Annotated in this window: 24 protein-coding genes and 1 other RNA gene; 12 read left to right on the plus strand and 13 right to left on the minus strand. The window is 69.7% G+C overall.

Annotation, left to right across the window (positions count from 1 at the left end; genetic code table 11):
• Window positions 1-6: 6 nt before the first annotated feature.
• Complete coding sequence (locus BLR04_RS13785; protein WP_143022032.1) at window positions 7-1,023, minus strand: DUF8094 domain-containing protein; 1,017 nt, start codon at window positions 1,021-1,023, stop codon at window positions 7-9.
• Window positions 1,024-1,070: 47 nt separating this feature from the next.
• Between BLR04_RS13785 and prfB the strand changes: the two genes are divergently transcribed.
• The 12 genes from prfB (at window position 1,071) to BLR04_RS13845 (ending at window position 12,661) form a co-directional block, all read left to right on the plus strand.
• Window positions 1,071-2,186 (plus strand): peptide chain release factor 2, encoded by a 1,116-nt coding sequence (gene prfB / locus BLR04_RS13790; protein WP_090763717.1) that lies wholly within the window; start codon window positions 1,071-1,073, stop codon window positions 2,184-2,186.
• Between the two features lie 379 nt (window positions 2,187-2,565).
• Window positions 2,566-3,255: a cell division ATP-binding protein FtsE gene (ftsE, locus tag BLR04_RS13800; RefSeq protein ID WP_090763720.1), complete on the plus strand. Its 690-nt coding sequence runs from the start codon at window positions 2,566-2,568 to the stop codon at window positions 3,253-3,255.
• 20 nt (window positions 3,256-3,275) lie between these two features.
• A complete protein-coding gene (gene ftsX, locus BLR04_RS13805; protein ID WP_090763722.1) occupies window positions 3,276-4,184 on the plus strand; it encodes a permease-like cell division protein FtsX in 909 nt (302 codons plus the stop codon).
• Between the two features lie 47 nt (window positions 4,185-4,231).
• A complete protein-coding gene (smpB, locus tag BLR04_RS13810; protein WP_090763724.1) occupies window positions 4,232-4,699 on the plus strand; it encodes an SsrA-binding protein SmpB in 468 nt (155 codons plus the stop codon).
• 13 nt (window positions 4,700-4,712) lie between these two features.
• Window positions 4,713-6,569 (plus strand): penicillin-binding transpeptidase domain-containing protein, encoded by a 1,857-nt coding sequence (locus BLR04_RS13815; protein WP_090763726.1) that lies wholly within the window; start codon window positions 4,713-4,715, stop codon window positions 6,567-6,569.
• A gap of 292 nt (window positions 6,570-6,861) precedes the next feature.
• Window positions 6,862-7,245: a transfer-messenger RNA gene (ssrA, locus tag BLR04_RS13820) on the plus strand.
• Between the two features lie 331 nt (window positions 7,246-7,576).
• On the plus strand, window positions 7,577-8,926 hold the full coding sequence (locus BLR04_RS13825; RefSeq protein ID WP_218128883.1) for a DUF2254 domain-containing protein: 1,350 nt from the start codon (window positions 7,577-7,579) through the stop codon (window positions 8,924-8,926).
• 222 nt (window positions 8,927-9,148) lie between these two features.
• Entirely contained in the window at window positions 9,149-10,264 is a 1,116-nt protein-coding gene (locus BLR04_RS13830; protein WP_090763727.1) for an AI-2E family transporter, read from the plus strand.
• 749 nt (window positions 10,265-11,013) lie between these two features.
• The gene (locus BLR04_RS40605; protein ID WP_176903069.1) at window positions 11,014-11,187 is read left to right on the plus strand and encodes a hypothetical protein; all 174 of its coding nucleotides are present in this window, start codon (window positions 11,014-11,016) and stop codon (window positions 11,185-11,187) included.
• 177 nt (window positions 11,188-11,364) lie between these two features.
• A complete protein-coding gene (locus BLR04_RS13835) occupies window positions 11,365-11,847 on the plus strand; it encodes a phosphoheptose isomerase family protein (protein ID WP_245740235.1) in 483 nt (160 codons plus the stop codon).
• A complete protein-coding gene (locus tag BLR04_RS13840) occupies window positions 11,844-12,065 on the plus strand; it encodes a HypC/HybG/HupF family hydrogenase formation chaperone (protein WP_218128885.1) in 222 nt (73 codons plus the stop codon). Before BLR04_RS13835 ends, BLR04_RS13840 begins: the two co-directional genes overlap by 4 nt.
• Window positions 12,062-12,661, plus strand: a complete 600-nt coding sequence (locus BLR04_RS13845; RefSeq protein WP_090763730.1) for a D-sedoheptulose-7-phosphate isomerase — start codon at window positions 12,062-12,064, stop codon at window positions 12,659-12,661. The genes BLR04_RS13840 and BLR04_RS13845 overlap by 4 nt, the downstream gene beginning before the upstream one ends.
• On the opposite strand, the gene hypE is transcribed toward BLR04_RS13845, so the two are convergent.
• Genes hypE through BLR04_RS13900 form a run of 12 tightly spaced genes read right to left on the minus strand, consistent with a single transcriptional unit; the run spans window position 12,644 to window position 21,145 of the window.
• Entirely contained in the window at window positions 12,644-13,717 is a 1,074-nt protein-coding gene (hypE, locus tag BLR04_RS13850) for a hydrogenase expression/formation protein HypE (RefSeq protein ID WP_090763731.1), read from the minus strand. The two genes, BLR04_RS13845 and hypE, sit on opposite strands and share 18 nt — an antisense overlap.
• Window positions 13,714-14,853 carry a hydrogenase formation protein HypD gene (gene hypD / locus BLR04_RS13855; RefSeq protein ID WP_090763733.1) on the minus strand — a complete coding sequence of 380 codons (1,140 nt, stop codon included), beginning with the start codon at window positions 14,851-14,853 and terminating at the stop codon, window positions 13,714-13,716. Before hypD ends, hypE begins: the two co-directional genes overlap by 4 nt.
• 9 nt (window positions 14,854-14,862) lie before the next feature.
• Window positions 14,863-15,135 (minus strand): HypC/HybG/HupF family hydrogenase formation chaperone, encoded by a 273-nt coding sequence (locus BLR04_RS13860; RefSeq protein WP_090763735.1) that lies wholly within the window; start codon window positions 15,133-15,135, stop codon window positions 14,863-14,865.
• Entirely contained in the window at window positions 15,113-15,478 is a 366-nt protein-coding gene (locus BLR04_RS13865) for a hydrogenase maturation nickel metallochaperone HypA/HybF (RefSeq protein WP_090763738.1), read from the minus strand. Before BLR04_RS13865 ends, BLR04_RS13860 begins: the two co-directional genes overlap by 23 nt.
• 6 nt (window positions 15,479-15,484) lie before the next feature.
• Window positions 15,485-15,592, minus strand: coding sequence for a DUF6893 family small protein (locus BLR04_RS42720; protein ID WP_393494639.1), 108 nt, complete (start codon window positions 15,590-15,592; stop codon window positions 15,485-15,487).
• Between the two features lie 11 nt (window positions 15,593-15,603).
• Window positions 15,604-16,416: a hydrogenase maturation protease gene (locus tag BLR04_RS13870; RefSeq protein ID WP_245740236.1), complete on the minus strand. Its 813-nt coding sequence runs from the start codon at window positions 16,414-16,416 to the stop codon at window positions 15,604-15,606.
• Window positions 16,413-17,402: a hypothetical protein gene (locus tag BLR04_RS13875; protein ID WP_090763742.1), complete on the minus strand. Its 990-nt coding sequence runs from the start codon at window positions 17,400-17,402 to the stop codon at window positions 16,413-16,415. Before BLR04_RS13875 ends, BLR04_RS13870 begins: the two co-directional genes overlap by 4 nt.
• A gap of 3 nt (window positions 17,403-17,405) precedes the next feature.
• Window positions 17,406-18,023 (minus strand): DUF6084 family protein, encoded by a 618-nt coding sequence (locus tag BLR04_RS13880; RefSeq protein ID WP_090763745.1) that lies wholly within the window; start codon window positions 18,021-18,023, stop codon window positions 17,406-17,408.
• Between the two features lie 20 nt (window positions 18,024-18,043).
• Window positions 18,044-18,262, minus strand: coding sequence for a hypothetical protein (locus BLR04_RS13885; protein ID WP_090763748.1), 219 nt, complete (start codon window positions 18,260-18,262; stop codon window positions 18,044-18,046).
• Window positions 18,259-18,903, minus strand: a complete 645-nt coding sequence (locus BLR04_RS13890) for a DUF5947 family protein (protein WP_090763751.1) — start codon at window positions 18,901-18,903, stop codon at window positions 18,259-18,261. The genes BLR04_RS13885 and BLR04_RS13890 overlap by 4 nt, the downstream gene beginning before the upstream one ends.
• Window positions 18,900-19,343 carry a hypothetical protein gene (locus tag BLR04_RS13895; RefSeq protein WP_090763753.1) on the minus strand — a complete coding sequence of 148 codons (444 nt, stop codon included), beginning with the start codon at window positions 19,341-19,343 and terminating at the stop codon, window positions 18,900-18,902. Before BLR04_RS13895 ends, BLR04_RS13890 begins: the two co-directional genes overlap by 4 nt.
• The gene (locus BLR04_RS13900) at window positions 19,340-21,145 is read right to left on the minus strand and encodes a nickel-dependent hydrogenase large subunit (protein ID WP_245740237.1); all 1,806 of its coding nucleotides are present in this window, start codon (window positions 21,143-21,145) and stop codon (window positions 19,340-19,342) included. The genes BLR04_RS13895 and BLR04_RS13900 overlap by 4 nt, the downstream gene beginning before the upstream one ends.
• Window positions 21,146-21,151: the final 6 nt, after the last annotated feature.

Genomic DNA, 21,151 nt, shown 5'->3' on the forward strand with positions numbered 1-21,151 from the left:
CCCGGGCTAGTCGCCGGCGGCGCGGGTCAGGGCGCCGTCGTGGGCGATCACCTGGGCGGGGGCGGGGTCGCTGAGCGGGGGCACGACGGTGGCGTACTGGTGCACCTCGGTGAGCCGGAGGCTGCGCGGGACCGAGGGCGAGGTGATCGCCCAGGACGCCTCCTCCGGCACCGGGATGATGTACGACTCGTTGGTCATGTTCTTCGTGGACGTGATGCGCGTCAGGGAGTACTGGATCAGCGCGCCGCCGTCAGCGGTGCGCAGCCCGTAGACGGGGAAGTTGTCGGCGCTGAACAGCGAGTCGTAGCTGAACCCGTCGCTCTTGGCCGTCTCGCGGTAGGTCGCGATCTGCTCGGCCACGTCGGTCGTGTACGGGCCGGGCGCGAGCAGGCCCGCCGTGACCCCCGCCGTGCCGGTCTCGGCCACGCTGGCGTGCACGGGGCCCATGAACTGCGGGCTGATCGTGACGGTCTTGTCGTCGGTGGCCACCGCCGTCGCGTAGCCGTCGGCGTCGAGCTGGATGTCGGGCAGCCGCTCGCCCGGCAGCAGCTGCGCGGCCGAGCTGAGCCGCCACTCGTTGGACTTGGTGAACGTCAGGAGCGTGGGCTGCCCGTTGCGCGTCGCCAGGGCGCTGAACCACGGCGACCGTTCGCCCTCGGGGAACCTCGGCACGAACAGCGTCGGCGGGCCCCACCGGTAGCGCGGCGGCGCGAAGTCGTGCGACAGGAAGGCCGCCTTCGTGAGCTCGGCCTGCCCGCCGGTCATGAGGTCTTTGACCTCGAGGTCGAGGCGGCCCTGCAAATCGCTCGGCGCGCGCAGGGCGTCGTCGGTGGCGGTGATCGCGGCGAACTGCTCGGCGGCCTCGGCCCTGGTCACGGCCGGCGGAGCGAGGGACGGCGAGGGCTTCGGGGCGGACGCGGACGGTGTCACGGGGGTCGATCGGGCGCCGACGCTGCAGGCGCTGACCGTCGCGAGCACACCGACGGCGAGCGCCAGCAACTTCCGCCGACCGAATGCACGCACCTCGCCATGTTATTCGGGCGTGCGTCGGTCGCGTACCCTTGGGAGACGTGGCAGGCATCGATCCGGCAGAAGAGATCAACGAGCTCGCGGGCACGCTCCGCAGCATCCAGGACGTGCTCGACCTCGGCGCGATGCGCAAGCAGATCGAGGAGCTGGAGCAGCAGGTCGCCGCGCCCGATCTCTGGGACGACCCAGAGCAGGCGCAGAAGGTCACGAGCAAGCTCTCCCACCTTCAGGGCGAGCTCAACCGCGTCGAGGGCGTCGCACGCCGTCTCGACGACCTGAAGGTCCTCTACGAGCTGGCGGCCGAGGAGGCCGACGACGACACGCGCGCCGAGGCCGACAAGGAGCTCGACACGCTGAAGTCCGACATCGGCGCGCTGGAGGTCCGCACCCTCCTGTCGGGCGAGTACGACTCCCGCGAGGCGCTCGTCACGATCAACTCGCAGGCCGGCGGCGTCGACGCGGCCGACTGGGCCGAGATGCTGCTGCGCATGTACCTGCGGTGGGCCGAGCGCAAGGGCTACTCCACCGAGGTCTACGACACCTCCTACGCGGAGGAGGCCGGCATCAAGTCGGCCACGTTCACCATCAAGTCCCCCTACGCGTACGGCACGCTGCGGGGCGAGCACGGCACCCACCGGCTGGTCCGCATCAGTCCGTTCGACAACCAGGGCCGCCGGCAGACGTCGTTCGCCGGCGTCGACATCGTGCCCGTCGTCGAGCAGACCGACCACATCGACATCAACGAGGACGAGATCCGCGTCGACGTCTACCGGTCGAGCGGCCCCGGCGGCCAGGGCGTCAACACCACCGACTCGGCGGTGCGCATCACCCACCTGCCGTCCGGCATCGTCGTCTCCTGCCAGAACGAGCGCTCGCAGCTGCAGAACCGCGCGACCGCCATGAACGTCCTGCAGGCCAAGCTGCTCGAGCGCAAGCGGCAGGAAGAGGCGGAGAAGATGTCGGAGCTGCGCGGCGCGACGACCACCTCGTGGGGCACGCAGATCCGCAACTACGTGCTGCACCCGTACCAGATCGTCAAAGACCTGCGCACGGGCACCGAGGCCGGCAACCCGTCAGCCGTGCTCGACGGCGACCTCGACGACTTCATCGAGTCGGAGATCCGCTGGATGCGGCGGCAGGAGTCAGAGACCCACTAGGTGCTCGATCGCGAGCGTCAACACGAGCAACGCGATCAGAAGAGCCGCGATGAGGGCGGGTGACAGCCCGGCGAAGCCGTGCTGGTGCATCCGCTCTCTGCCGGCGCGGCAGGTGGGGCAGCGGCCTTCGACCACAGGGTGGGCGCAGTGCGCGCATACGAGGTGTTCACAGCTCATGACAGCCCCAAGTCTAGCCGCACAATCGTTTTGTTTCCGTTATGGACGTTCCATGCCAGTCTTCCCCCTAGACTGTCGTCTGGCCAATCGGAACGTCGATCGTTGGTAAAGATGACGTCCCCGTTTGGTCGGCGACGGGAAGTGGGCATGTGCCACCCTCGCGTCCGTCCTGGCCCCTAGACTGGCATGCCGTGATGCTCTCGTGATCCATTTCGATAATGTCACCAAGGTCTACACGAACCAGAACCGAGCCGCCCTCGACCACGTCTCCGTCGACGTCGACAAGGGTGAGTTCGTGTTCCTCGTCGGTCCCTCGGGATCAGGCAAGTCGACGTTCCTGCGTCTGGTCCTCAAGGAGGAGCGGCCCAACTCCGGCGCGATCCACGTCGCCGGCAAAGACCTGGCCCGCCTCTCCAACTTCAAGGTGCCGCACCTGCGCCGCCGCATCGGCTGCGTGTTCCAGGACTTCCGGCTCCTGCCGAACAAGAACGTCTACGAGAACGTGGCGTTCGCCCTCGAGGTCATCGGCAAGCCCCGGCGGTTCATCCGCAAGGTGGTTCCCGAGGTCATCGAGCTGGTCGGCCTGGAGGGCAAGGCCCACCGCATGCCCGACGAGCTGTCCGGCGGTGAGCAGCAGCGCGTCGCCATGGCCCGCGCGTTCGTCAACCGGCCGATGATCCTGCTGGCCGACGAGCCCACGGGCAACATCGACCCCGCGACGAGCATCGGCATCATGAAGGTGCTCGACCGCATCAACAGGACTGGCACCACGGTCGTCATGGCCACCCACGACGCGGCCATCGTCGACTCCATGCGCAAGCGTGTGGTGGAGCTGGAGGACGGCAAGATCGTCCGTGACCAGTCGCGTGGCGTCTACGGCCAGGCGTACTGACAGGGAGCTGCAGACACAACATGCGGGCGAATTTCATCTTCTCCGAGGTCTGGATCGGCCTCCGTCGCAACCTGACCATGACCATCGCGGTGATCATCACCGTGGCGGTCGGTATGGCGATGCTGGGCGTCGGCTTGATGATCAACGCCCAGGTCTCGACCATGAAGCGCTACTGGGACGACAAGGTCGAGATCTCGGTATTCCTGTGCACCAAGGGTTCGGCCATGCCGGACTGCAACGGCAAGGCCATCACGCCCGCACAGACCAACGCGCTCAAGACCCTCATCGAGGGCACTCCGGGCGTGCAGGAGGTGTTCTTCGAGAGCCAGGCTGACGCGTACAAGAACTTCAAGGAGACGTACGCGGCCAGCAAGGCCCTCGTCGAGGCCACCAGGGTGGAAGACCTTCCGGCGTCGTTCCGCATCAAACTCGTCGACCCCGACAACTACCAGCCCATCATCCAGGCGGTGAAGGGCCAGCCGGGTGTGGCGCAGGTGACCGACCAGAAAGAGCTGATCGGCAAGTTCTTCGACATGCTCGACACGCTCACGATCTACGCCCTGGCGGTCGCGATCATCCTGGTGCTGGCGGCGGCGCTGCTGATCGGCAACACCGTGCGGCTGTCGGCGTTCAACCGGCGCCGCGAGACCGGCATCATGCGGCTGGTCGGCGCGTCCAACCTCTACATCCAGCTGCCGTTCATCATGGAGGGCACCATCGCCGGCCTGATCGGCGGTGTGTTCGCGGCGGTCATCCTCATCGTCACGAAGGTGATGCTGTTCGAGGAGATCGCCGGCTACTTCGGTGACGCCACCGCGCAGCTGACCTGGAACGACGTCGCCCAGACCATCACCATCACGATGATCATCGGTGTGCTCATCTGTGTGCTGGCCTCGTTCGTGACGCTCCGCCGCTACCTCAGGGTCTGATCGTGCTCATGAACCGTCTCGGGGCGTACCGCCGGTAAAGTCGATACATGCCACGTGAGACCGGGCGGAAGATCGTCGCCCAGAACAAGCGTGCTCGGCACGACTACCACATCGAGGACACCTTCGAGGCGGGGCTCGTGCTGCAGGGCACCGAGGTGAAGTCGCTCCGCGAGGGCCGCGCCTCGCTCGTCGACGGCTACGCCAGCATCGACGACAACGAAGCGTGGCTGCTCAACGTCCACATCCCCGAGTACGCGCAGGGCACCTGGACGAACCACGCGGCCAGGCGCAAGCGCAAGCTGCTGCTCAACCGCAAGGAGATCGAGAAGCTCGCCGCCAAGACCAAGGAGGGCGGGCTCACGATCGTGCCGTTGACGCTGTACTTCAAGGACGGCCGCGCCAAGGTCGAGATCGCCGTCGCGCGCGGCAAGAAAGACTGGGACAAACGGCAGTCCCTGGCCGAGCAGCAGGCCAAACGAGAGATGGCCCGAGCCCTGCGGCACCACAACCGATGAGGCTTCACGACTCATGACACGTGCCCGCCGCACCCTGGCCGCGGCCGTCACCCTGACGGTCGCGGCCACCACCCTGACCGGCTGTTTCGAGGAGTCCTCGCCGCACGAGGCGGTGCGCGACTTCCTCGTCGGCTGGCAGTCGGAAGACTACGACCTGGCCGCCGGGCGCACCGACGGCGACCAGACCACCGTTCGCAAGGCACTGGCCGACGCCAAGCAGGAGCTCGACGCGGCGTCGTTCCGCTTCCGGATCACCGGCATCAACGTGCAGGGCGACCAGTCCAAGGCCGACTTCGAGGCCGAGGTCGACCTGGGCGAGAACAACCCCCTGTGGCAGTACGAAGGGGTGCTCCCGCTGCACCTCGTGAACGGCGCGTGGAAGGTGCACTGGTCGCCGTCCGTGCTGCACCCGCAGCTCAAGGAGGGGCAGCGCTTCGCGGTCGACACCGAGCCGAAGCCCCGCCAGCCGGTGCTCGACCGGGCGGGCGATCCGCTGCAGACCGACCAGGTGCTCTACGTCGCGGGCGTCCACCCGGCCACGCTGGGCGACCGGGCGGAAGAGGTGGTCGCGCAGCTGTCCGAGGTCACCGGATACGCCCAAGACCGCCTGCTGAGCCGCGTACGGTCGTCGCCACCCGACAAGTTCGTGGGGCTGGTGACGTTCGGCCGTGCCCGCTACCTGTCGATGCGGGCGAAACTGGACGCCATCGACGGCATCGAGGTCGATCCGCAGCCGCAGCCGGTCAACCCCGACGCGCCCCGGCAGATCGTGGGCAGCGTCAGCGCGCTCACTCCCGAGACCGAGCAGAAGCTGGGCGGCCCCCAGCGGGCCGGCGACTCCGTGGGCCGCAACGGCCTGCAGCAGGCGTACCAGGACTACCTGACGGGCTCCACCCAGACCAAGGTGATCATCCTTGATCTGAAGTCCGGCAGGCAGGTGGCGCTGCTGAAGGAGTGGCGGGGCCGGCAGAACGTACCGGTGAAGACCACCATCGACCGGGCCGCGCAGGCCGCGGCCGAGCGGGCCGTGGCCGCCACGCCCACAAGCGCGCTGGTGGCCGTGCAGGCCGACACCGGGCAGATCCTCGCGGTCGGCACCAAGGGCATGAACCAGGAGCGCGACGCGCTGGCGGGCAAGTTCCCGGCCGGCACGGCGTTCTCCATCGTGGCGGCCGACGCGCTGCTCCGGCGCGGAGTCAGCCCCAAGCAGCGGCTGGCCTGCCCGCAGGAGCGCACCGTCGGCGGTGCCAGGTTCGTGCAGACGGGCCAGGTGGTCGGCACCACGACGTCGGCCACGTTCCAGGCGAACTTCGCCAGGGGCTGCGTGACCGCGCTCGCCTCGCTGGCGCGCCGTGTCACGGCCGACGACCTCAGCCGCAGCGCCCGGGCCTACGGCCTGGGGCAGCCGTGGAAGCTGCCGCTGCGGTCGTTCAGCGGCACGCTGCCGCCGCTCGCCGGCGACGCCGACCGGGCCAAGGCCATCGCCGGCCAGACCGTCCAGGTGAGCCCGCTCGGGCTGGCCCTCGTTGCGGCGGCGGTCTCCTCCGGCACCTGGCGTCCGCCTGTGCTGGTCACCGAGCCCAGCGCGCCCGACCCGGCGGCCGATCCGGTGCCGGCCGTCCAGCCGTCTCCGGTGCCGGTCGACCCTGAGGTCCGTACGGCGCTGACCGCGATGATGCGGGCCGGCGCGGCCGGCACGCCCGCGCAGGCGGGCAAGGGCCGCGTGTACGGCGTGACGGCGGCGGCAGGCAACGGGCAGAGCTGGTTCGTCGGCTGGCAGGGCGATGTGGCGGTCGCGGTGCTGGCGAAGAACTACAACCCTGCGGCCGTCGCGGGCAGCTTCTTCGCGGGCCTCAACAGCGCTCCGTGAAATTGTCGTGACTGTGAGCAACCATCCGGGCGGCTCGTTGCGTCTTACTGAGTGACTGGGCCCGCTCGGGGGGTTGCGGTCCCAGTCGCCGTGATGAGATCAGGACTTCATCTCGGGGGAAGTCCTGCCGTCCGGACCGGCTCGACCCTGCCGGTCGGCCCCCGGGAGCGTGTGCCTCAGCGCCGCGCTCCCGGGGGTTTCGCCTTTCGGGAATCTAGTTGGCGTTCGAGGCGTTCTTCGGGGTAGATTCTTGTCGCGCGCTCCTCGCGAGGGGTGTGTTGATAATTGCACAGGGGGTGACTGGCTTCGACTTCGACTTTGCAAGCCAGGTGAAGCGGGCCGAGGACTGCGGACATAACCTCGTTAATCCTGTGACCGCAAACAACAAGTGCCAATTCCAAGAGCACTGTGGCGGCCAGGGACTCCCTGGCCCTCGCTGCCTAAGCAGCGAAACCACTGTCAGCCCGGGAGTGCCTTCGGCCCGGTGTCTGGCATCGCTAGAAGGCTCAACCGCTCGACCCGGCCACGGGGGAGAGCGGGAAACCAAACAGTGGCTGGGCCCGTCGGCGACTCGCCTGCGTGATCGCCGGGGCCGAGAAAAGCACAGCAGGCTGCGCCCGGAGAAGCCCTGACTTGGGGTTGAAGGACGCGGGTTCGATTCCCGCCACCTCCACCAGATCACACCGCCTCTTGCCTGCGGAGGAACCGCGGGCGAGAGGCGGTTTGCTGTTCACCGGCCGGCCAGGTCGCCGACCGGATGGTGAACGTCTCCACACAGTGCAGCAGCGCCAATGGCGCCGCGTTGCTGCGCCGCGTCCCTGCCTGTTCGAGGTTGTGAGCTGTGCGGACGCGTGTCGCGTGGCGGGTATCGCGCAGCCCGGCTGCACAATGGCGAGGCGCGGTGGTCGCACGCTCCGTACGGGTGACCCGTGGCACACGGTGGCGGGTCCCCGTTCCGGCTGACGTTGACGATCGCTGGTGTCGTCATCGTGGGGAGGAGGCGCGGCTTGAACCGGTGGAGCGTCCTGGTCGACAATCTGCGGTCTCAGCTGTGGCCCCTGCCGGCCTTGGCGTTGCTCTTGGCACTCCTGCTGGGAGTCGGCCTGCCCCGGTTTGACGCGGCCATGAACGACAGCATGCCGCCCGGTCTGACCGCCTGGCTGTTCAGCGGCGGCCCGGAGGCGGCGCGCACGGTGCTGTCGGCGGTGGCGAGCTCGCTGATCACTGTGACCTCGCTGACGTTCTCGCTGACCGTGGTCACGTTGCAGTTGGCCAGCAGCCAGTACTCGCCGCGTGTGCTGCGCACGTTCGCTGCGGATCCGTTCGTCCACGTCACCCTCTCTCTGCTGCTCGGCACGTTCGTGTACTCGCTGACGGTGCTGCGCACCGTGCGGGCCTCGCTGGACGACCAGGACGCCTTCGTACCTCAAGTCTCGGTGACCGTAGGGTTCGTTCTCGGGGTGGCCAGCGTCGGCATGTTGGTGGGGTTCCTGGCCCATCTCGCTCGGCAGATTCGTGTGGAGTCGATCCTGCGTCAGGTACACGCGGACACCGAGGCGACGATGCGGCATGTGTACGGCGACGAGCGGGACAACGACGGGATCCCGCAGGTACCTCCGACCCCTGGCGGCAGAACAGTCTCCTTGTGCGCGGGCTCGTCGGGGTTCCTCACGGCTGTCGAGGGACAGCCCCTGTTGGGCGCCGCGCTCGAGACAGGTGCTGTGGTCGTGCTCGCCGACCACCCGGGCGATTTCCTGATCGCGGGCACGCCCGTGGCTGTGGCCTGGGCGGCCGAAGGGGGGGAACTGGACGAGTCTGCCGTCACCCGGCTCGTGGACGCGCTGAACGGCGCCCTGCGGACGGACTCCGAGCGGACCGCGGCTCAGGACCCCGAGTTCGGCTTGCGCCAAATCATCGACATCGCCGTGCGGGCACTGTCACCGGGGGTCAACGATCCGACCACCGCCGTACACGCGCTGAGCCACGCTGCCGCGCTCCTCTGCGAGGCGGCGCATTATCGCCTCGGTTCGCGCCTGCTGCACGACGACGCTGGACGCGTACGTGTGGTGCTGCCACGCCCGGACTTCGCCGCAATGCTGGATCTGGTGCTCACCCAGCCGCGCCGCTACGGGTCCGACGACCCGTACGTGCTCGCCAGAATGTTCACGCTCCTGCGCGAGGTGGCCTGGACCACCCGGAGCCCGGAGCATCACCGCGCCGTGTCCGGGCAACTGGCACGGCTGACCGATGCGATGCACAGACACTCCTTCGATGAACGAGAGCGGGCTCGTTTGCAGGAACTGGAGCAGTCGGTACGACAGGCGCTCGCCGGTCACTGGCCGGTCACCTCCGCCTGACATCCGGGACGAGGGCAAGATCCATGGTGAGCGCGTTTCCGCTGGCCCGCGTTGCGACGAGCAGGGAAGAAGGGGCTCGCTTCGGCGCGATGCGTGGTCCCGACGCGTCGGGGTAGGGCCAGCGCATGCCTCGAAAGGCCCAGGTGACGCGGAGGCCGGATCGTGCCGCGACGACTCGGTGAGTCCGGCGCCGGACCGAGCACGTCGGAGGGGCGCGACCGGATGCCCGCCGGTTGGGCCGCCGTACCAGGCAGGCTCCGCACCACAGGCGCGACCAGCGCATGCTTCCTTGTCATCGCTGCTGCCGCGGCCCTGGTTGGCTGGGTGCTGGTGCGTATCGCGCCGGTGACGCTGGCGGTGACGGCCGCGCTGTTCCTGACCGCGCTTCTCCACCCGGTGGTGGCATTTCTTGGCCGTTTGCGCGTTCCCAGGGCGCTGAGCGCGCTCGGTGCGCTTGTCCTGCTTGTCCTGATAGTCGCCGGCCCTCTGACTGTGGTGGCCAACCAGGCCATCGCCCAGTCCGACGACCTGCGTCAGCAGTTGGTGACCGGACTCGAACGGCTCCGCGCCTTCCTGACCGCGGGTCCGCTCAGTCAGCAGCAGCTGGATGCGGCTCTTGGGGAGTTGACGAAAGCCCTGCAGGGTGTCGCGCCTGGTCCTCTCGCCGGCGCGATGACCACCCTGCAGACGCTCGCAGCCGCCGCGACAGCGCTGGTGCTGCTGTTCTTCTTCCTGCGCGACGGGCCTTCCATGTGGGAATGGATCGTGCCCCGCTTTCCGTCCCGAAGCCGGGAACGTGTGGACGCGGCCTTCCGCACCGGGTGGAGTACTCTGGTCGCTTATGTGCGCGGAACCGTGACGGTGGCCGCAGTCGACGGCTTCGGCATCGGCTTGGCGCTGGTTCTGCTGCAGGTGCCGCTCGGGTTGGCCCTGGGATTCCTCACCTTTCTGTTCGCGTTCGTGCCGATCGTCGGCGCGATCGTGGCCGGAGCGGTTGCCGTACTGGTCGCACTGGTCAGCAATGGAGTGACCGACGCGCTGCTGGTCCTGGCCGCGGTGGTCGTCGTCCAACAGCTTGAGGGCAACCTGCTGGCACCGGTCATCATCGGCAAGGCCGTGCATCTGCACCCGGCCGTGGTGCTGCTGGGTGTCACCGCCGGGACGTTGATCGGCGGAATCGCGGGTGCGGTCGTCACCGTCCCTCTCATCGCGGTGGCCTATCGCACTCTCGAGCGAGGCCTCTTCGTCGAGACGGCCTCGGAACCACATCAACACGAGAAGCCCGGCTCCCATATGCATGAGCATCGCGGCCAGGAGCGCGACGTCGACCCGCGTTGAGTCAGGGCCGGACAGTCCCTAGTGGGTGCCGCGGCACCGTGCCTCGGTGAAGTACGGTGTCTGGCCGGGGCTCCCGCATCGCTGTGCGTGGTCAGGCTTGCCGTGCCGGCGCGCGGTGGCACAGCCGCGCGTGATGCGATCGCCTTGCCACATGGGGCAACAGGGGCGTTAAGGAGGCCGGACGGCCTCCGCCGCGCCCCTGTCCCTGTCGTCAGTCTCCGTCAGCGGCGACGCCTCCGGCGGCGCCTGGCCCGACCGGCGTCGGACCCGCTGTCGCTGCTTCCGTACGGGTCGGGGTAGGGATCGTAGACCGGCCTGAAGCCCAACAGCCCCAGATACTGTTTGTTCACCATGATGCCCCCGGATAACGGTGCCGACATTAACCTTTCACTATGGTCAACAGCGTTTCCGGAGGAAGGCATCCCGGATTCGAGGAAGACGGTAGGGATTTAGCCGGCACTTTATCGTCGCCGTATTTATTTCACGTTCCTCGCGTGGCACTGCTGATCGCGACCGGGACGTGTCGTCAGGGCGGCAGGCCGGCTACCAGGTCCTGTTCCGTCAGGCCATGGCTGACGGACGTGGGCGTGGGTACATCCCCCTTCACCCGCCGGTGTGGTGCGGGTGCCTTTTCCGACCAGCGACCATGCTTTTACCACTGTGCGGACCTGTGACGGCGATGTTCGTTCAGAGGCGTCTCATAGAGTGCCGGACGTATTCTTTTCCGCTACCGCTCGTGGGAGATGCCTGTGAAAGCTCGTATAGCCGCCGTTCTCGCCTCCGGCGCGATGCTGACCGCCGCGCTCGCCGCCCCCGCCGCCGCTGCCGACAAGGACGCCAGCAGTGGCGGCAGCGCACTCAACGGGGTCACCACCACCGTGTTCGGCACCCTCCTGGGCAAGCTCGGGGGCCTCGGCCTCTGACACAGCGTGCACGGCCCCGCCCGCCGCATCGTTGGCGGGCGGGGCCGTTTCATGTCCCGGCACGAGTGGAGAAGCTTGCCGAGATCTTGCCGAACTGGTTGCGGCGAGGGGACGGGCCCGCGCCGGGCGTCACGGTGGAATGGGGAGGTCGTGCCCCGGAAAGGCGGGAGGGCCACCGTGCTCGATGAGATCGTCGCAAGCCGTGATGCTGCCGGCGCGGCGTTGACAGCAGAGGTCGACGCGGTCATCGAGGCCGCGAACGCGATGTCGGACAGGTTCCGCGCAGGCGGCAGGCTGCTGGCGTTCGGCCGCGGCGAGGCCGCCGCCGACGCCGCGCACGTGGCGGTGGAGTTCACCCATCCGGTGATCGTGGGCAAGCGGGCGCTGCCGGCACTCTGCCTAGGAGGCGAGCCCGCCCTGCTCGGCATGTGGGGACGGCCGCAGGACATCGCCGTCGGCATCTGCCCGGCCACCGGCGACCTGGCCGCCGCGCGCTCACTGGGCCTGCTGACCGTCGCCCTGACGGCGAACGAGGAGTTCCCCGAGGCCGATCACGTGCTGTGCGCGCGCAGCGCCGATCCGCTGGTCGCGCGGGAGATCCACATCACGGTGTACCACCTGCTGTGGGAGCTGGTCCACGTGTTCCAGGAGGCGGAGTGAACGACGAGCGGGAGCCCGCCTGCGACTCCTGCGTGACGTGCGGTGACGTCGCCGTACAGGTGAAGGTCGTGGGTCTGCTGCCCGGCGGGATGGCGCGGGCAGACACCGGGACGGGCACCGAGGAGATCAGCGTCGCCCTGGTGGAGGCGCAGGTCGGTGACACCGTACTGGTGCATGCGAAAGAGGCGATCGCCGTGGTGGAGAGGGCCGAGTCATGAGTGAGACGTTGTACCCGTTCCTGCGGCGTGACGCGCTCGACGTGCGCGCGTCCACGGTCGAGAAGGCCGCGGAGAGCCTCGAACTGCGCCGGCGGGTGCTCGACGAGCAGCGGGAGCGGCTGTCGGAGTGCGCGGCGGCGATGGCGGCCGCCTTCCGGGCCGGTGGGCGGCTGTTCACCTTCGGCAACGGCGGGAGCAGCACCGACGCGCAGTCGATGGCGCGGCTCTTCGCCGCGCGCGGCCTGCCTGCCGTGTCGCTGGCCGAGGACGCCGCGCTGATGACGGCCCTCGGCAACGACATCGGCTTCGACGTGGTCTTCGCGCGCCAGCTCGCCGCGCTCGGCGGCCCCGACGACATGGCGTGCGCGCTGTCGACGAGCGGCGGCTCGGTGAACGTGCTGCGCGGCCTGGTGCAGGCCGCGAGCCGGCAGATGGTCACGATCGGCTTCGCCGGCTGCGGCGGGGGTCGCATGGCCGAGGAACGGCTGGCCGAGTACCAGTTCACCGTGCCGTCCTCGTCGGTGCACCGCGTCCAGGAGGCGCAGGCGACGCTCTACCATGTCCTGGCAGAACTGGTGTCAGCAGATGCGCGGTAGGGGATCGCCGACGAGGACGTCCACCACCCGCGTGCCGCCGAACGAGGTACGCAGCAGCACCAGCCCCTGAGGGTCGGCGGCGACACTGCCGATGATCGCGGCGCCCGCTCCCAGTGGGTGGCCGCGCAACACGTCGAGGGCCTGGTCGGCGTGGGCGCCGTCCACCACGGCCACGAACCGGCCCTCGCAGGCGACGTACAGCGGGTCGAGGCCGAGCAGCTCGCAGATCCCGGTCACCTCCGGGCGCACCGGCACGGCGTCCTCGCGCAGCACGATGGCCGTCTCCGACGCGCTCGCCACCTCGTTGAGCACCGTGGCGACCCCGCCGCGGGTGGCGTCCCGCAGCGTTCTGACCTGCTCGGGCAGCGCCTTCAGCAGCTCGGCGACGATGTCGTGCAGCGGCGCGGTGTCGGAGGCGACGGACGCCTCGATCCCGTAGTCGTCGCGGGCCAGCATCACAGCGGCCCCGTGGTCACCGATCGAGCCGGAGACGATGACCGCGTCGCCGGGCCGCACGCCGGCCGCCGACAGCGTGACCGGCTGCTCGACGTACCCGACGCCGGACGTGGTGATGTAGCAGCCGTCGGCCTTGCCGCGCTGCACGACCTTGGTGTCGCCGGTCACGATCGTCACGCCGGCCGCCTCGGCGGCGGCCGCCATGGAGGCGGTGATGCGCCTCAGGTCGGCGACGGGGAACCCCTCCTCCAGGATGAAGCCCGCCGACAGGTGTGCCGGCCGGGCCCCGCACATGGCGAGGTCGTTCACGGTGCCGTTGACGGCCAGGTCGCCGATGTCGCCGCCGGGGAAGAACAGCGGGGAGACCACGAAGGAGTCGGTGGTGAAGGCCATGCGCTCGGCGGCCGGCGCCAGTAGTGCGCCGTCGCCGAGCGGCTCAAGCAGCGGGTTGCGGAACGCCTCCAGGAAGACGGCCTCGATCAGGGTGTGCGTGGCCTTGCCTCCTGCGCCGTGGGCGAGCGTGATCAGCTCCTCCCGGACGACGGGCTTGCGGCGACGTACGCGTTCGATGCGGGCGAGCACCTGTCGTTCGCGGTTCATGCCCGGCTCGCCTCCCCTGCCGCCCGGTGCATCTGCTCACGGTCGAAGCGGCCGAAGTTGTAGTACGCCGCGCACGCGCCCTCCGAGGACACCATGCACGTGCCGATCGGCGTCTCCGGCGTGCAGGCGGTGCCGAAGACCTTGCACTCCCACGGTTTGAGCACGCCCTTCAGCACCTCGCCGCACTGGCACGGCTTCGGGTCGGCGACGCGTACGCCCGGCAGGTCGAAGACGCGTTCGGCGTCGAAGGCGGCGTACTCGTCGGACATGGCGAGGGCGGAGTGGGCGATGAAGCCGAGCCCGCGCCACTCGAAGTGCGGGCGCAGCCGCATCACGCGGCCGATCGCCGACAGGGCGATGCGGTTGCCCTGCCACGGCACCACGCGGGCGTACTGGTTCTCCACCTCGCAGCGGTCCTCGGCCAGCTGGTCGAGCAGCATCAGCACCGACGCGAGGATGTCGATCGGCTCGAATCCGGCGACGACCAGCGGCTTGGCGTACTCGCGGGCGATGAACCCGTACGGCTCGCAGCCGATCACCGCGGACACGTGGCCAGGGCCGATGAACCCGTCGAGGCGGAAGTCCGGCGAGTCGAGGATGGCCTTGATCGCCGGAATGATCATGACGTGGTTGCAGAAGACGGAGAAGTTCGTCACGCCCTGCTCGGCGGCCCGCAGCACGGTCATGGCCGTGGAGGGCGCGGTGGTCTCGAAGCCGATGGCCATGAAGACCACGCGCCGGTCGGGGTTGGCGCGGGCGATGGTGAGCGCGTCCAGCGGCGAGTAGACCATCCGGATGTCGGCCCCGGCGGCCTTGGCGTCCAGGAAGGAGCCGGTGCCGCCGGGCACGCGGGTCATGTCGCCGAACGAGGTCATGATCACGTCGGGCTGTCGGGCGATGTGGATGGCGTCGTCCACGCGTCCCATCGGGATCACGCAGACGGGGCAGCCGGGGCCGTGCACGAGGTTCACCTCGGGCGGCAGGAGGTCCTCCAGCCCGTGCTTGTAGATGGTGTGCGTGTGGCCGCCGCACACCTCCATGAACGTGTACTGCCGTCCTGGACGGCAGCGTTCGGCGATCCGCGCGGCCAGCGCGCGCGCCCGGCCGGCGTCGCGAAACTCATCGACGAAGCGCATCGATCTCCCTCATCCGACGTCCGAGGCGCGCAGCGCGTCCAGTTCTTCCTCGTACTGCTGGCCAAGCTCCTTCAGGGCGTCGAGCACGGCCTGCGCCTCGTCCTCCGAGATCTTCGACAGCGCGAAGCCGACGTGCACGAGCACCCAGTCGCCGGGCTTGAGGCCCTCGTCGGCCAGCAGCCCGACGTTGATGCGGCGGCGCACGCCGCTGATCTCGACGACGGCCAGCTCGGCGTCGTCCTTGCCGAACTCGACCAGCTCACCGGGGATGCCGAGACACATCGGGCGCCTCCTCGCCGTAGGTGAGCGACTCGAGGACCAGCTCGTCGCCGCCGCTGACCTGGACGTCGTCGCTGCCGCAGACCGGGCAGACGGCCAGCGGGTCGGCGCACTCCGCGCGGCTGCCGCAGGTGTCGCAGGCGACCGTCATCGGTGTGATGACGAGCTCGACCGCGGTGTCCTGGAGCGTGGTGCCGGCCGCGGCGACGGCGAAGGCCTGGTCGAAGGCGTCGTCCACGACCGCGTGACGGGCGCCGATCCGTACCCGGGCGGCGGTGACCCGCCGGCCGTCGGCCTGCCGCTGGATGAGTTCGACGAGGCCCTCGCACATCCCGATCTCGTGCATGCCGCCCTACATTCGTGAGATTTTCAGATACCGGTGGATCTCCGGCCATTGGTGGGCGACGATCGCCGCCAGCCCGCACAGAACGAGCAGCTTCACCACGCGAGACTTCCTCATCACAGATCACCTCACCGCGTCAGTCGATCGCGGCAGCCAGGACCGGCGTTTTCCGCAATCATTTCCATAACCAGTGCCTTCACAAGGCTGACCGCCTCGCCGACCATCGCCTCCACGGGCGAGCTCAGCTCGAACAGCGCCTCGTCGACCGCCGCGGGCTCGCAGCAGATGACGCGCACGCGGTCGGGGAGGCGGCCCAGCCCGCGGGCCAGCCTCAGGACCCTGACCGGGTCCATGCCGTGCGTCTCGACCAGCGTGTCCTCGTCGTCGGGCACGTCGGGTTCGAGCACGGACAGCGTGCCGGGGGAGCAGCCCATGGGGGCCGCGTCCACGAAGATGACGGCCGCGTAGTCGCGTTGCAGCGCGTAGGCCAGGTCCATGCCGCGGATGCCGAAGTCGACGACGTCCGCGCCGGGAACGGGTGGCTCCTCGGCCAGGCGGCGGACCACCTCGACGCCGAAGCCGTCGTCGCCGAGGAAGACGTTGCCGATGCCGGCGACCAGGACGCGGGGCGCAGGGGGCTCGTCCGGCTCGCCGAGCGGCTCGATCTCCTCGACGGAGTAGAAGAAGCGGTGGCCCGGCATGCGGGCGTCGCCGAGGTCGCGTCCCGGGTCGTCGGCGAGCGTGACCGCGACGTGGACGGCGCCCTCGTCGTCCTCCTCCAGGCTCTCCACGATGGCCACGCGGCCGTCGAGCGCCAGGTCGACGATGTCGGCCTGGCTGCGCGGCCGCAGCCGGACGCGGCTGCCCGGGCCGACCGGCATCCCGGCGACCGTGACCTCGTCGGGTCCACGGCCGGCCATCCGGTCCCAGAACGTGTTCATCCTTGCGGCTCCTTGCGCATGATGCCGTGCAGGCGCATCAGCTCGTCGGCGGACAGGGCGGTGCAGCGGTCGAGGATCTCGCGGGCGCGGGGGTCGCCGTCGCGGGCGTCCGCCCGTTCGCGGTCGCTGAGGGCGAGCACGCTCAGGGTGAGGAGCTGGTCGATCTCGGTCGCGTCGAACAGGTCGCCGGGGCTCTCCGGCGAGATCCGCGGGTGGTCGTAGAGGATGATCGGGGCCGACAGGACGGTGTGCCGGTCGCCCTCCTCGCCGACGAGCACGGGCCAGGCGCCGACGTTGTCGCACTCGGCCGCGTACGCCCGCAGCGCGTCGGGCGGGTCCATGAGCGAGACGAACCGGGCGTGCGGCGCGTGCAGCACGGTGTGCGCGGAGACGAGCGTGCGCTGGACGGCGTCGTCGCGGGTGCCCCCGGGCCACGGCGTGGTGTTGACCACCTCGACCGTGAGCAGGAACAGGCCCGGCTCGAGTCGCCGGGCGCCGGTCTCGATCCGGCCGCGCAGCGCCTGCCAGCGGTGCAGCACGGCTCCCGCCCGCTCGCCCACGGGCTCGCGGCTCTCGCCGGCGGGGAAGGCGATGTCCGTGACGGCCGGGGCCCGGCACAGGTCGTCAAGGACCAGCCCCGAGGCGTGCGTCTCGCGCTCCTGCGCCTCCTGGCCGGGCAGCCGCCGCTCGCCGCCCGCGACCAGCTCGGCGACCCGCTCCTCCGCGCCGTCGCGCACGCGGACGACGTCACGGGTGACGGCGTGCAGGAAGCGTACGCACACGTCCACGGTGTCGCCGGGCTCGGCCTCGACGAGGCATTCGGTACGCATCCGCCAGGGATGGTTGTCGTGCGCGGAGCCGTACGCCTCGGGGTGGACGCCGCCTATCGTCCAGCGGTGCTGGTTCTTCAGCGACGACTCCCGGTAGGGCCACAGCAGGTAGCCCTCGTACAGCACGGCTTGCGCGATCTGTCTGACGTGGTCCATGCCTCAGCTCTCGCTCGTCTCCAGCAGTGACCGCACAGCGTCGTCCCAGCCGAGCAGGGAGTGGCGCGTCCGGTGCGCGTGCAGGCGGTCGAAGGTGTCCCGCTCCAGCCGGATCCAGGCCGTGTCGGGGAAGTACCGGTCCATGAGGTTCTTCCAGACGGCCACCGGCATGCGGTGCTCGGCCTCGGTGTCCCACGGCAGGTGCGCGGCCTGCAGCCGGGCGCCGTCCAGGTAGAAGACGGTGCCGGTGAACAGGAACCGCAGCGGCACCTCGCCGTCCCGCAGCCCGTGCAGGTACTTGGTGGCCGCCACGTCGAAGTCGTACGTGCAGGGCACGGTGACCGGCGTGGTCGTGGACCCGGTGAAGCCGGGCAGATGGGTGACCGTCTGCGCCCACAGCAGGCCGGGGAGGTCGGGTTTCCAGGTCCCCGGAGGGCCGAACAGCTCACGGAGCCGGTCGCGGGCCTCGTCGTCGTAGGCGCGGGCGGCGGCGTCGATCTGGATCTGCGTGGTCAGGGTGAGCGCCCGGATCGGGGCGTCCGCTTCGATGTCGAGCAGGAAGCGCAGCGCGGGCGCGGCGGACGGCGTGGCGGGCTCCGCGCCCGCCACGCCGATCCGCACGGCCGGTGGTGACGGCGGCATCAGGCGGGCGACAGGTTCGGCATGTCCGGGTCGATCGGGTCATGCATGCCGGGGTTGATGGAGGTCGAACGCCTGGCCGTGGAGCGGCCGTCCGGCAGGTGGCCCGCCTGCTTGTCGAGGTTGCCGGTGGAGTTGCCCTGCTTGACGCCCTTGACGTGGGACGCGGCGTCCGGCCGCACGTCGGGGTGTCCGGTCCTGATCGGCTGTTTCCTGCTCACGCTGGACTCCTGTCGTCGCCGGCCGGTACGGTGACCGACCGCTCGCGGAGGTGGGTGAAGAAGCGGGTGATGTGGTCGCGGACGTCCTTGCCGCCGCTCAGCCCGCGCCAGTGAGCCCGTACGGTGCCGACGAGCGCGTAGCAGTCGTCCACCGGAACGATCCAGGCCCCGTGGTCGCGGTCGGCGAGCAGGGCCTCGACGTCCGGTTCCGGCCGCGCCCGGTCGAGCGCCGGGTCGGCCCGGCACAGCCGCTCCCAGACGGACGGGTCGACGGCCGCCCGGACGGCGCCGGCCGGGCTCGGGTAGTACAGGGTCGGCGGCCCGTCGGAGTGCTGGACGAGGAACACCGTGCGCACCGGCGCCCCCAGGTGCGCCCAGGCCGGCTGGTCCAGGGTGAAGCCGTCCAGCCGCAGGCGGCGTTCCGGGACGAGGCGGTAGTGCCCGCCGCCGGCCGCGCCGTGGTCGAACAGCACCTGGCAGGCCCGGCAGGCGCACCGCAGCTCGCGCGCCGGCAGCTCCAGCAGGTGGCGGTGGACGGCGGCCAGCGGCTCGCCGCACAGCTCGCACTCCTGCTCCTGCACTTGCTCCGGCTGCCGGCGCTCGCGAGCCCGCGAGGCGAGCCGGTGCAGCGCGCCCGTCATGGCGCCGCCGCGCGGCGGACCGTCAGGCTCTCGACCGGGATCAGCGTCGCGTCACCGACCTCGACCTCGACCTCGTCGACCTCAGGGACGGCGTCGAGCACCGCCCGGCGCAGCGCGGCCGCCGCGGCGGCGGTGCCGCAGCCGGCGGGGCGCATGCGCAGCCGCACCCGCCCCTCCTCGACGGCCAGCAGCTCGGCGGACCCGCCGGCGAGCACGGCCTGCAGCCGGGCGTCACGGTCGAGCGGGTGCAGGTCGTGCAGCAGCAGCAGCGACCCGACCAGCTCGTCGGCGGCCAGGCGCGCCGCCTGCTCCTCGTCCACGGTCGCCATGACGCGTTCGAGGCCCTCGCCGTACAGGTCGAGCAGTTCGGTGACGAGCTCGATCGTGGCCGCGTCGGCCTCTTCGAGCAGGGCCTCGATCCGGTGGAGGCGCTCGCTCATCCGCCGGCACCGTTCCCGAACGTGGGCGAGTGCACCTGCTTGAGCACCTTGCCGCCGCCGAGGTACATGTGGACGCCGCAGGGCAGGCACGGATCGAAGCTGCGTACGGTACGCATGATGTCGATGCCCTTGAACGACTCGGCGTCGTTCTCCTCGAAGATCGGCAGGCCCTGCACGGCGTCCTCGTACGGTCCCGGGGTGCCGTACATGTCGCGCGGGCTGGCGTTCCACGGCGTCGGCGGGTACGGGTGGTAGTTGGCGATCTTGCCTTCGCTGATCACGAGGTGGTGGGACAGCACCCCGCGCACCGCCTCGTGGAAGCCGCAGCCGATCGCCTCGTCCGGCACGTCGAAGTCGGCGAACACCTGCGTGCGCCCGGCGCGGACCTCGTTCATGGCCTGTTCGACGAAGTACACGGCCATCGCCGCCGCGTACGCCACGAAATAGGCGCGGGCGCGGTTGCGCTCGATGGTGTTCGCCCAGCGCGGGATCTTCCACTCCAGGCGCGTCTCCGGCAGGGCCGCGCTCTTCGGCAGGATCATCTCGACGCTGCTGCCGGTGGCGCGTACGGTGCCGGTGTCGACGAGGCCCGCGAGGGCCGTCGACCACAGCCGGGCGAGCGGGCCGCCTCCGGTGTCGAGCGCCAGGTAGTCGCCGGTACGCGAGTCGAACCAGCGCGGGCTCATCACCCAGCTGTAGTTGCCGCCGTCGAGGTCGCGCTTCTGCGGCTTGGGCAGCGTCGTCTGGTTCCACGGATGCCGCTGGTCGACCGGGTTGCCGAGCGGGTCGTGGGTGACGAACGTGGTCTCGTCCTGCCAGTCGTCGTAGTAGGAGCTGCCGAGCAGGATACGCATGCCGAGGTTGATGTCCACGAGGTTCGTGGTCACGTGCCGGCCGTCGACGATGACGCCCGGCGTGACGAACATCTTCCTGCCCCACTCGTTCATGGTGCGGTAGTCGTAGTCGACGACGTTCGGGTCCTGGAAGGCGCCCCAGCAGCCGAGCATGATGCGCCTGCGGCCGACCTCCTCGTAGCCGGGCAGCGCCTGGTAGAAGAAGTCGAAGAGGTCGTCGTTCATGGGGACGGCCTTCTTGACGAAGTCGAGCACCCGCAGCAGCCTGACCAGGTAGTCGGTGAACACCTGCGGCGTGGCGACGGTGCCGACCCCGCCCGGGTACAGCGTCGACGGGTGCACGTGCCGGCCCTCCATGAGGCAGCACATCTCCCTGGTGACCCTGCTGACCTGCAGGGCCTCGCGGTAGAGGTCACCGCTGAACGGGTTGCACGCGCGCATGATGTCGGCGATCGTCCGGTAGCCGTGAATGCCGGCGTTCGGCGCCTGGGTGTTCTCGGCCTGGCGCAGCAGGCTCGGGTTGGTCTCCTTGACCATCTGCTCGCAGTAGTCGACGAAGACCAGGTTGTCCTGGAAGAGCGTGTGGTCGAACATGTACTCGGCCGCTTCGCCGAGGTTGATGATCCACTCACCCAGCGGCGGCGTCTTGACGCCGTACGCCATGTTCTGGGCGTAGATCGAGCACACCGCGTGGTTGTCGCCGCAGATGCCGCAGATGCGGCTCGTGATGAAGTGGGCGTCGCGCGGGTCCTTGCCCTTCATGAAGACGCTGTAGCCGCGGAACAGTGACGAGGTGCTCTTGCACTCGACCACCTCGCGGTTCTTGAAGTCGATCTTCGTGTAGATGCCCAGGTTGCCGATGATCCGCGTGATCGGGTCCCACGACATCTCGACGAGTTCGCGAGCGGTCTCCGCTTTCTGACCCCGGCCCGCAGTACGGGTTGTCACCTTGCC

Origin of the sequence: Nonomuraea maritima, from assembly GCF_900100395.1 — a bacterium.
GTDB classification, from domain to species: domain Bacteria; phylum Actinomycetota; class Actinomycetes; order Streptosporangiales; family Streptosporangiaceae; genus Nonomuraea; species Nonomuraea maritima.

Bases quoted from the DNA above. Each gene is read 5' to 3' on its own strand.
- ftsX (WP_090763722.1), top strand. From the start codon at position 3,276: ATGCGGGCGAATTTCATCTTCTCCGAGGTCTGGATCGGCCTCCGTCGC.
- smpB (WP_090763724.1), top strand. From the start codon at position 4,232: ATGCCACGTGAGACCGGGCGGAAGATCGTCGCCCAGAACAAGCGTGCT.
- BLR04_RS13815 (WP_090763726.1), top strand. From the start codon at position 4,713: ATGACACGTGCCCGCCGCACCCTGGCCGCGGCCGTCACCCTGACGGTC.
- BLR04_RS13830 (WP_090763727.1), top strand. From the start codon at position 9,149: ATGCCCGCCGGTTGGGCCGCCGTACCAGGCAGGCTCCGCACCACAGGC.
- BLR04_RS13845 (WP_090763730.1), top strand. From the start codon at position 12,062: ATGAGTGAGACGTTGTACCCGTTCCTGCGGCGTGACGCGCTCGACGTG.
- hypE (WP_090763731.1), bottom strand. From the start codon at position 13,717: ATGAACCGCGAACGACAGGTGCTCGCCCGCATCGAACGCGTACGTCGC.
- hypD (WP_090763733.1), bottom strand. From the start codon at position 14,853: ATGCGCTTCGTCGATGAGTTTCGCGACGCCGGCCGGGCGCGCGCGCTG.
- BLR04_RS13860 (WP_090763735.1), bottom strand. From the start codon at position 15,135: ATGTGTCTCGGCATCCCCGGTGAGCTGGTCGAGTTCGGCAAGGACGAC.
- BLR04_RS13865 (WP_090763738.1), bottom strand. From the start codon at position 15,478: ATGCACGAGATCGGGATGTGCGAGGGCCTCGTCGAACTCATCCAGCGG.
- BLR04_RS42720 (WP_393494639.1), bottom strand. From the start codon at position 15,592: ATGAGGAAGTCTCGCGTGGTGAAGCTGCTCGTTCTGTGCGGGCTGGCG.
- BLR04_RS13870 (WP_245740236.1), bottom strand. From the start codon at position 16,416: ATGAACACGTTCTGGGACCGGATGGCCGGCCGTGGACCCGACGAGGTC.
- BLR04_RS13875 (WP_090763742.1), bottom strand. From the start codon at position 17,402: ATGGACCACGTCAGACAGATCGCGCAAGCCGTGCTGTACGAGGGCTAC.
- BLR04_RS13890 (WP_090763751.1), bottom strand. From the start codon at position 18,903: ATGACGGGCGCGCTGCACCGGCTCGCCTCGCGGGCTCGCGAGCGCCGG.
- BLR04_RS13895 (WP_090763753.1), bottom strand. From the start codon at position 19,343: ATGAGCGAGCGCCTCCACCGGATCGAGGCCCTGCTCGAAGAGGCCGAC.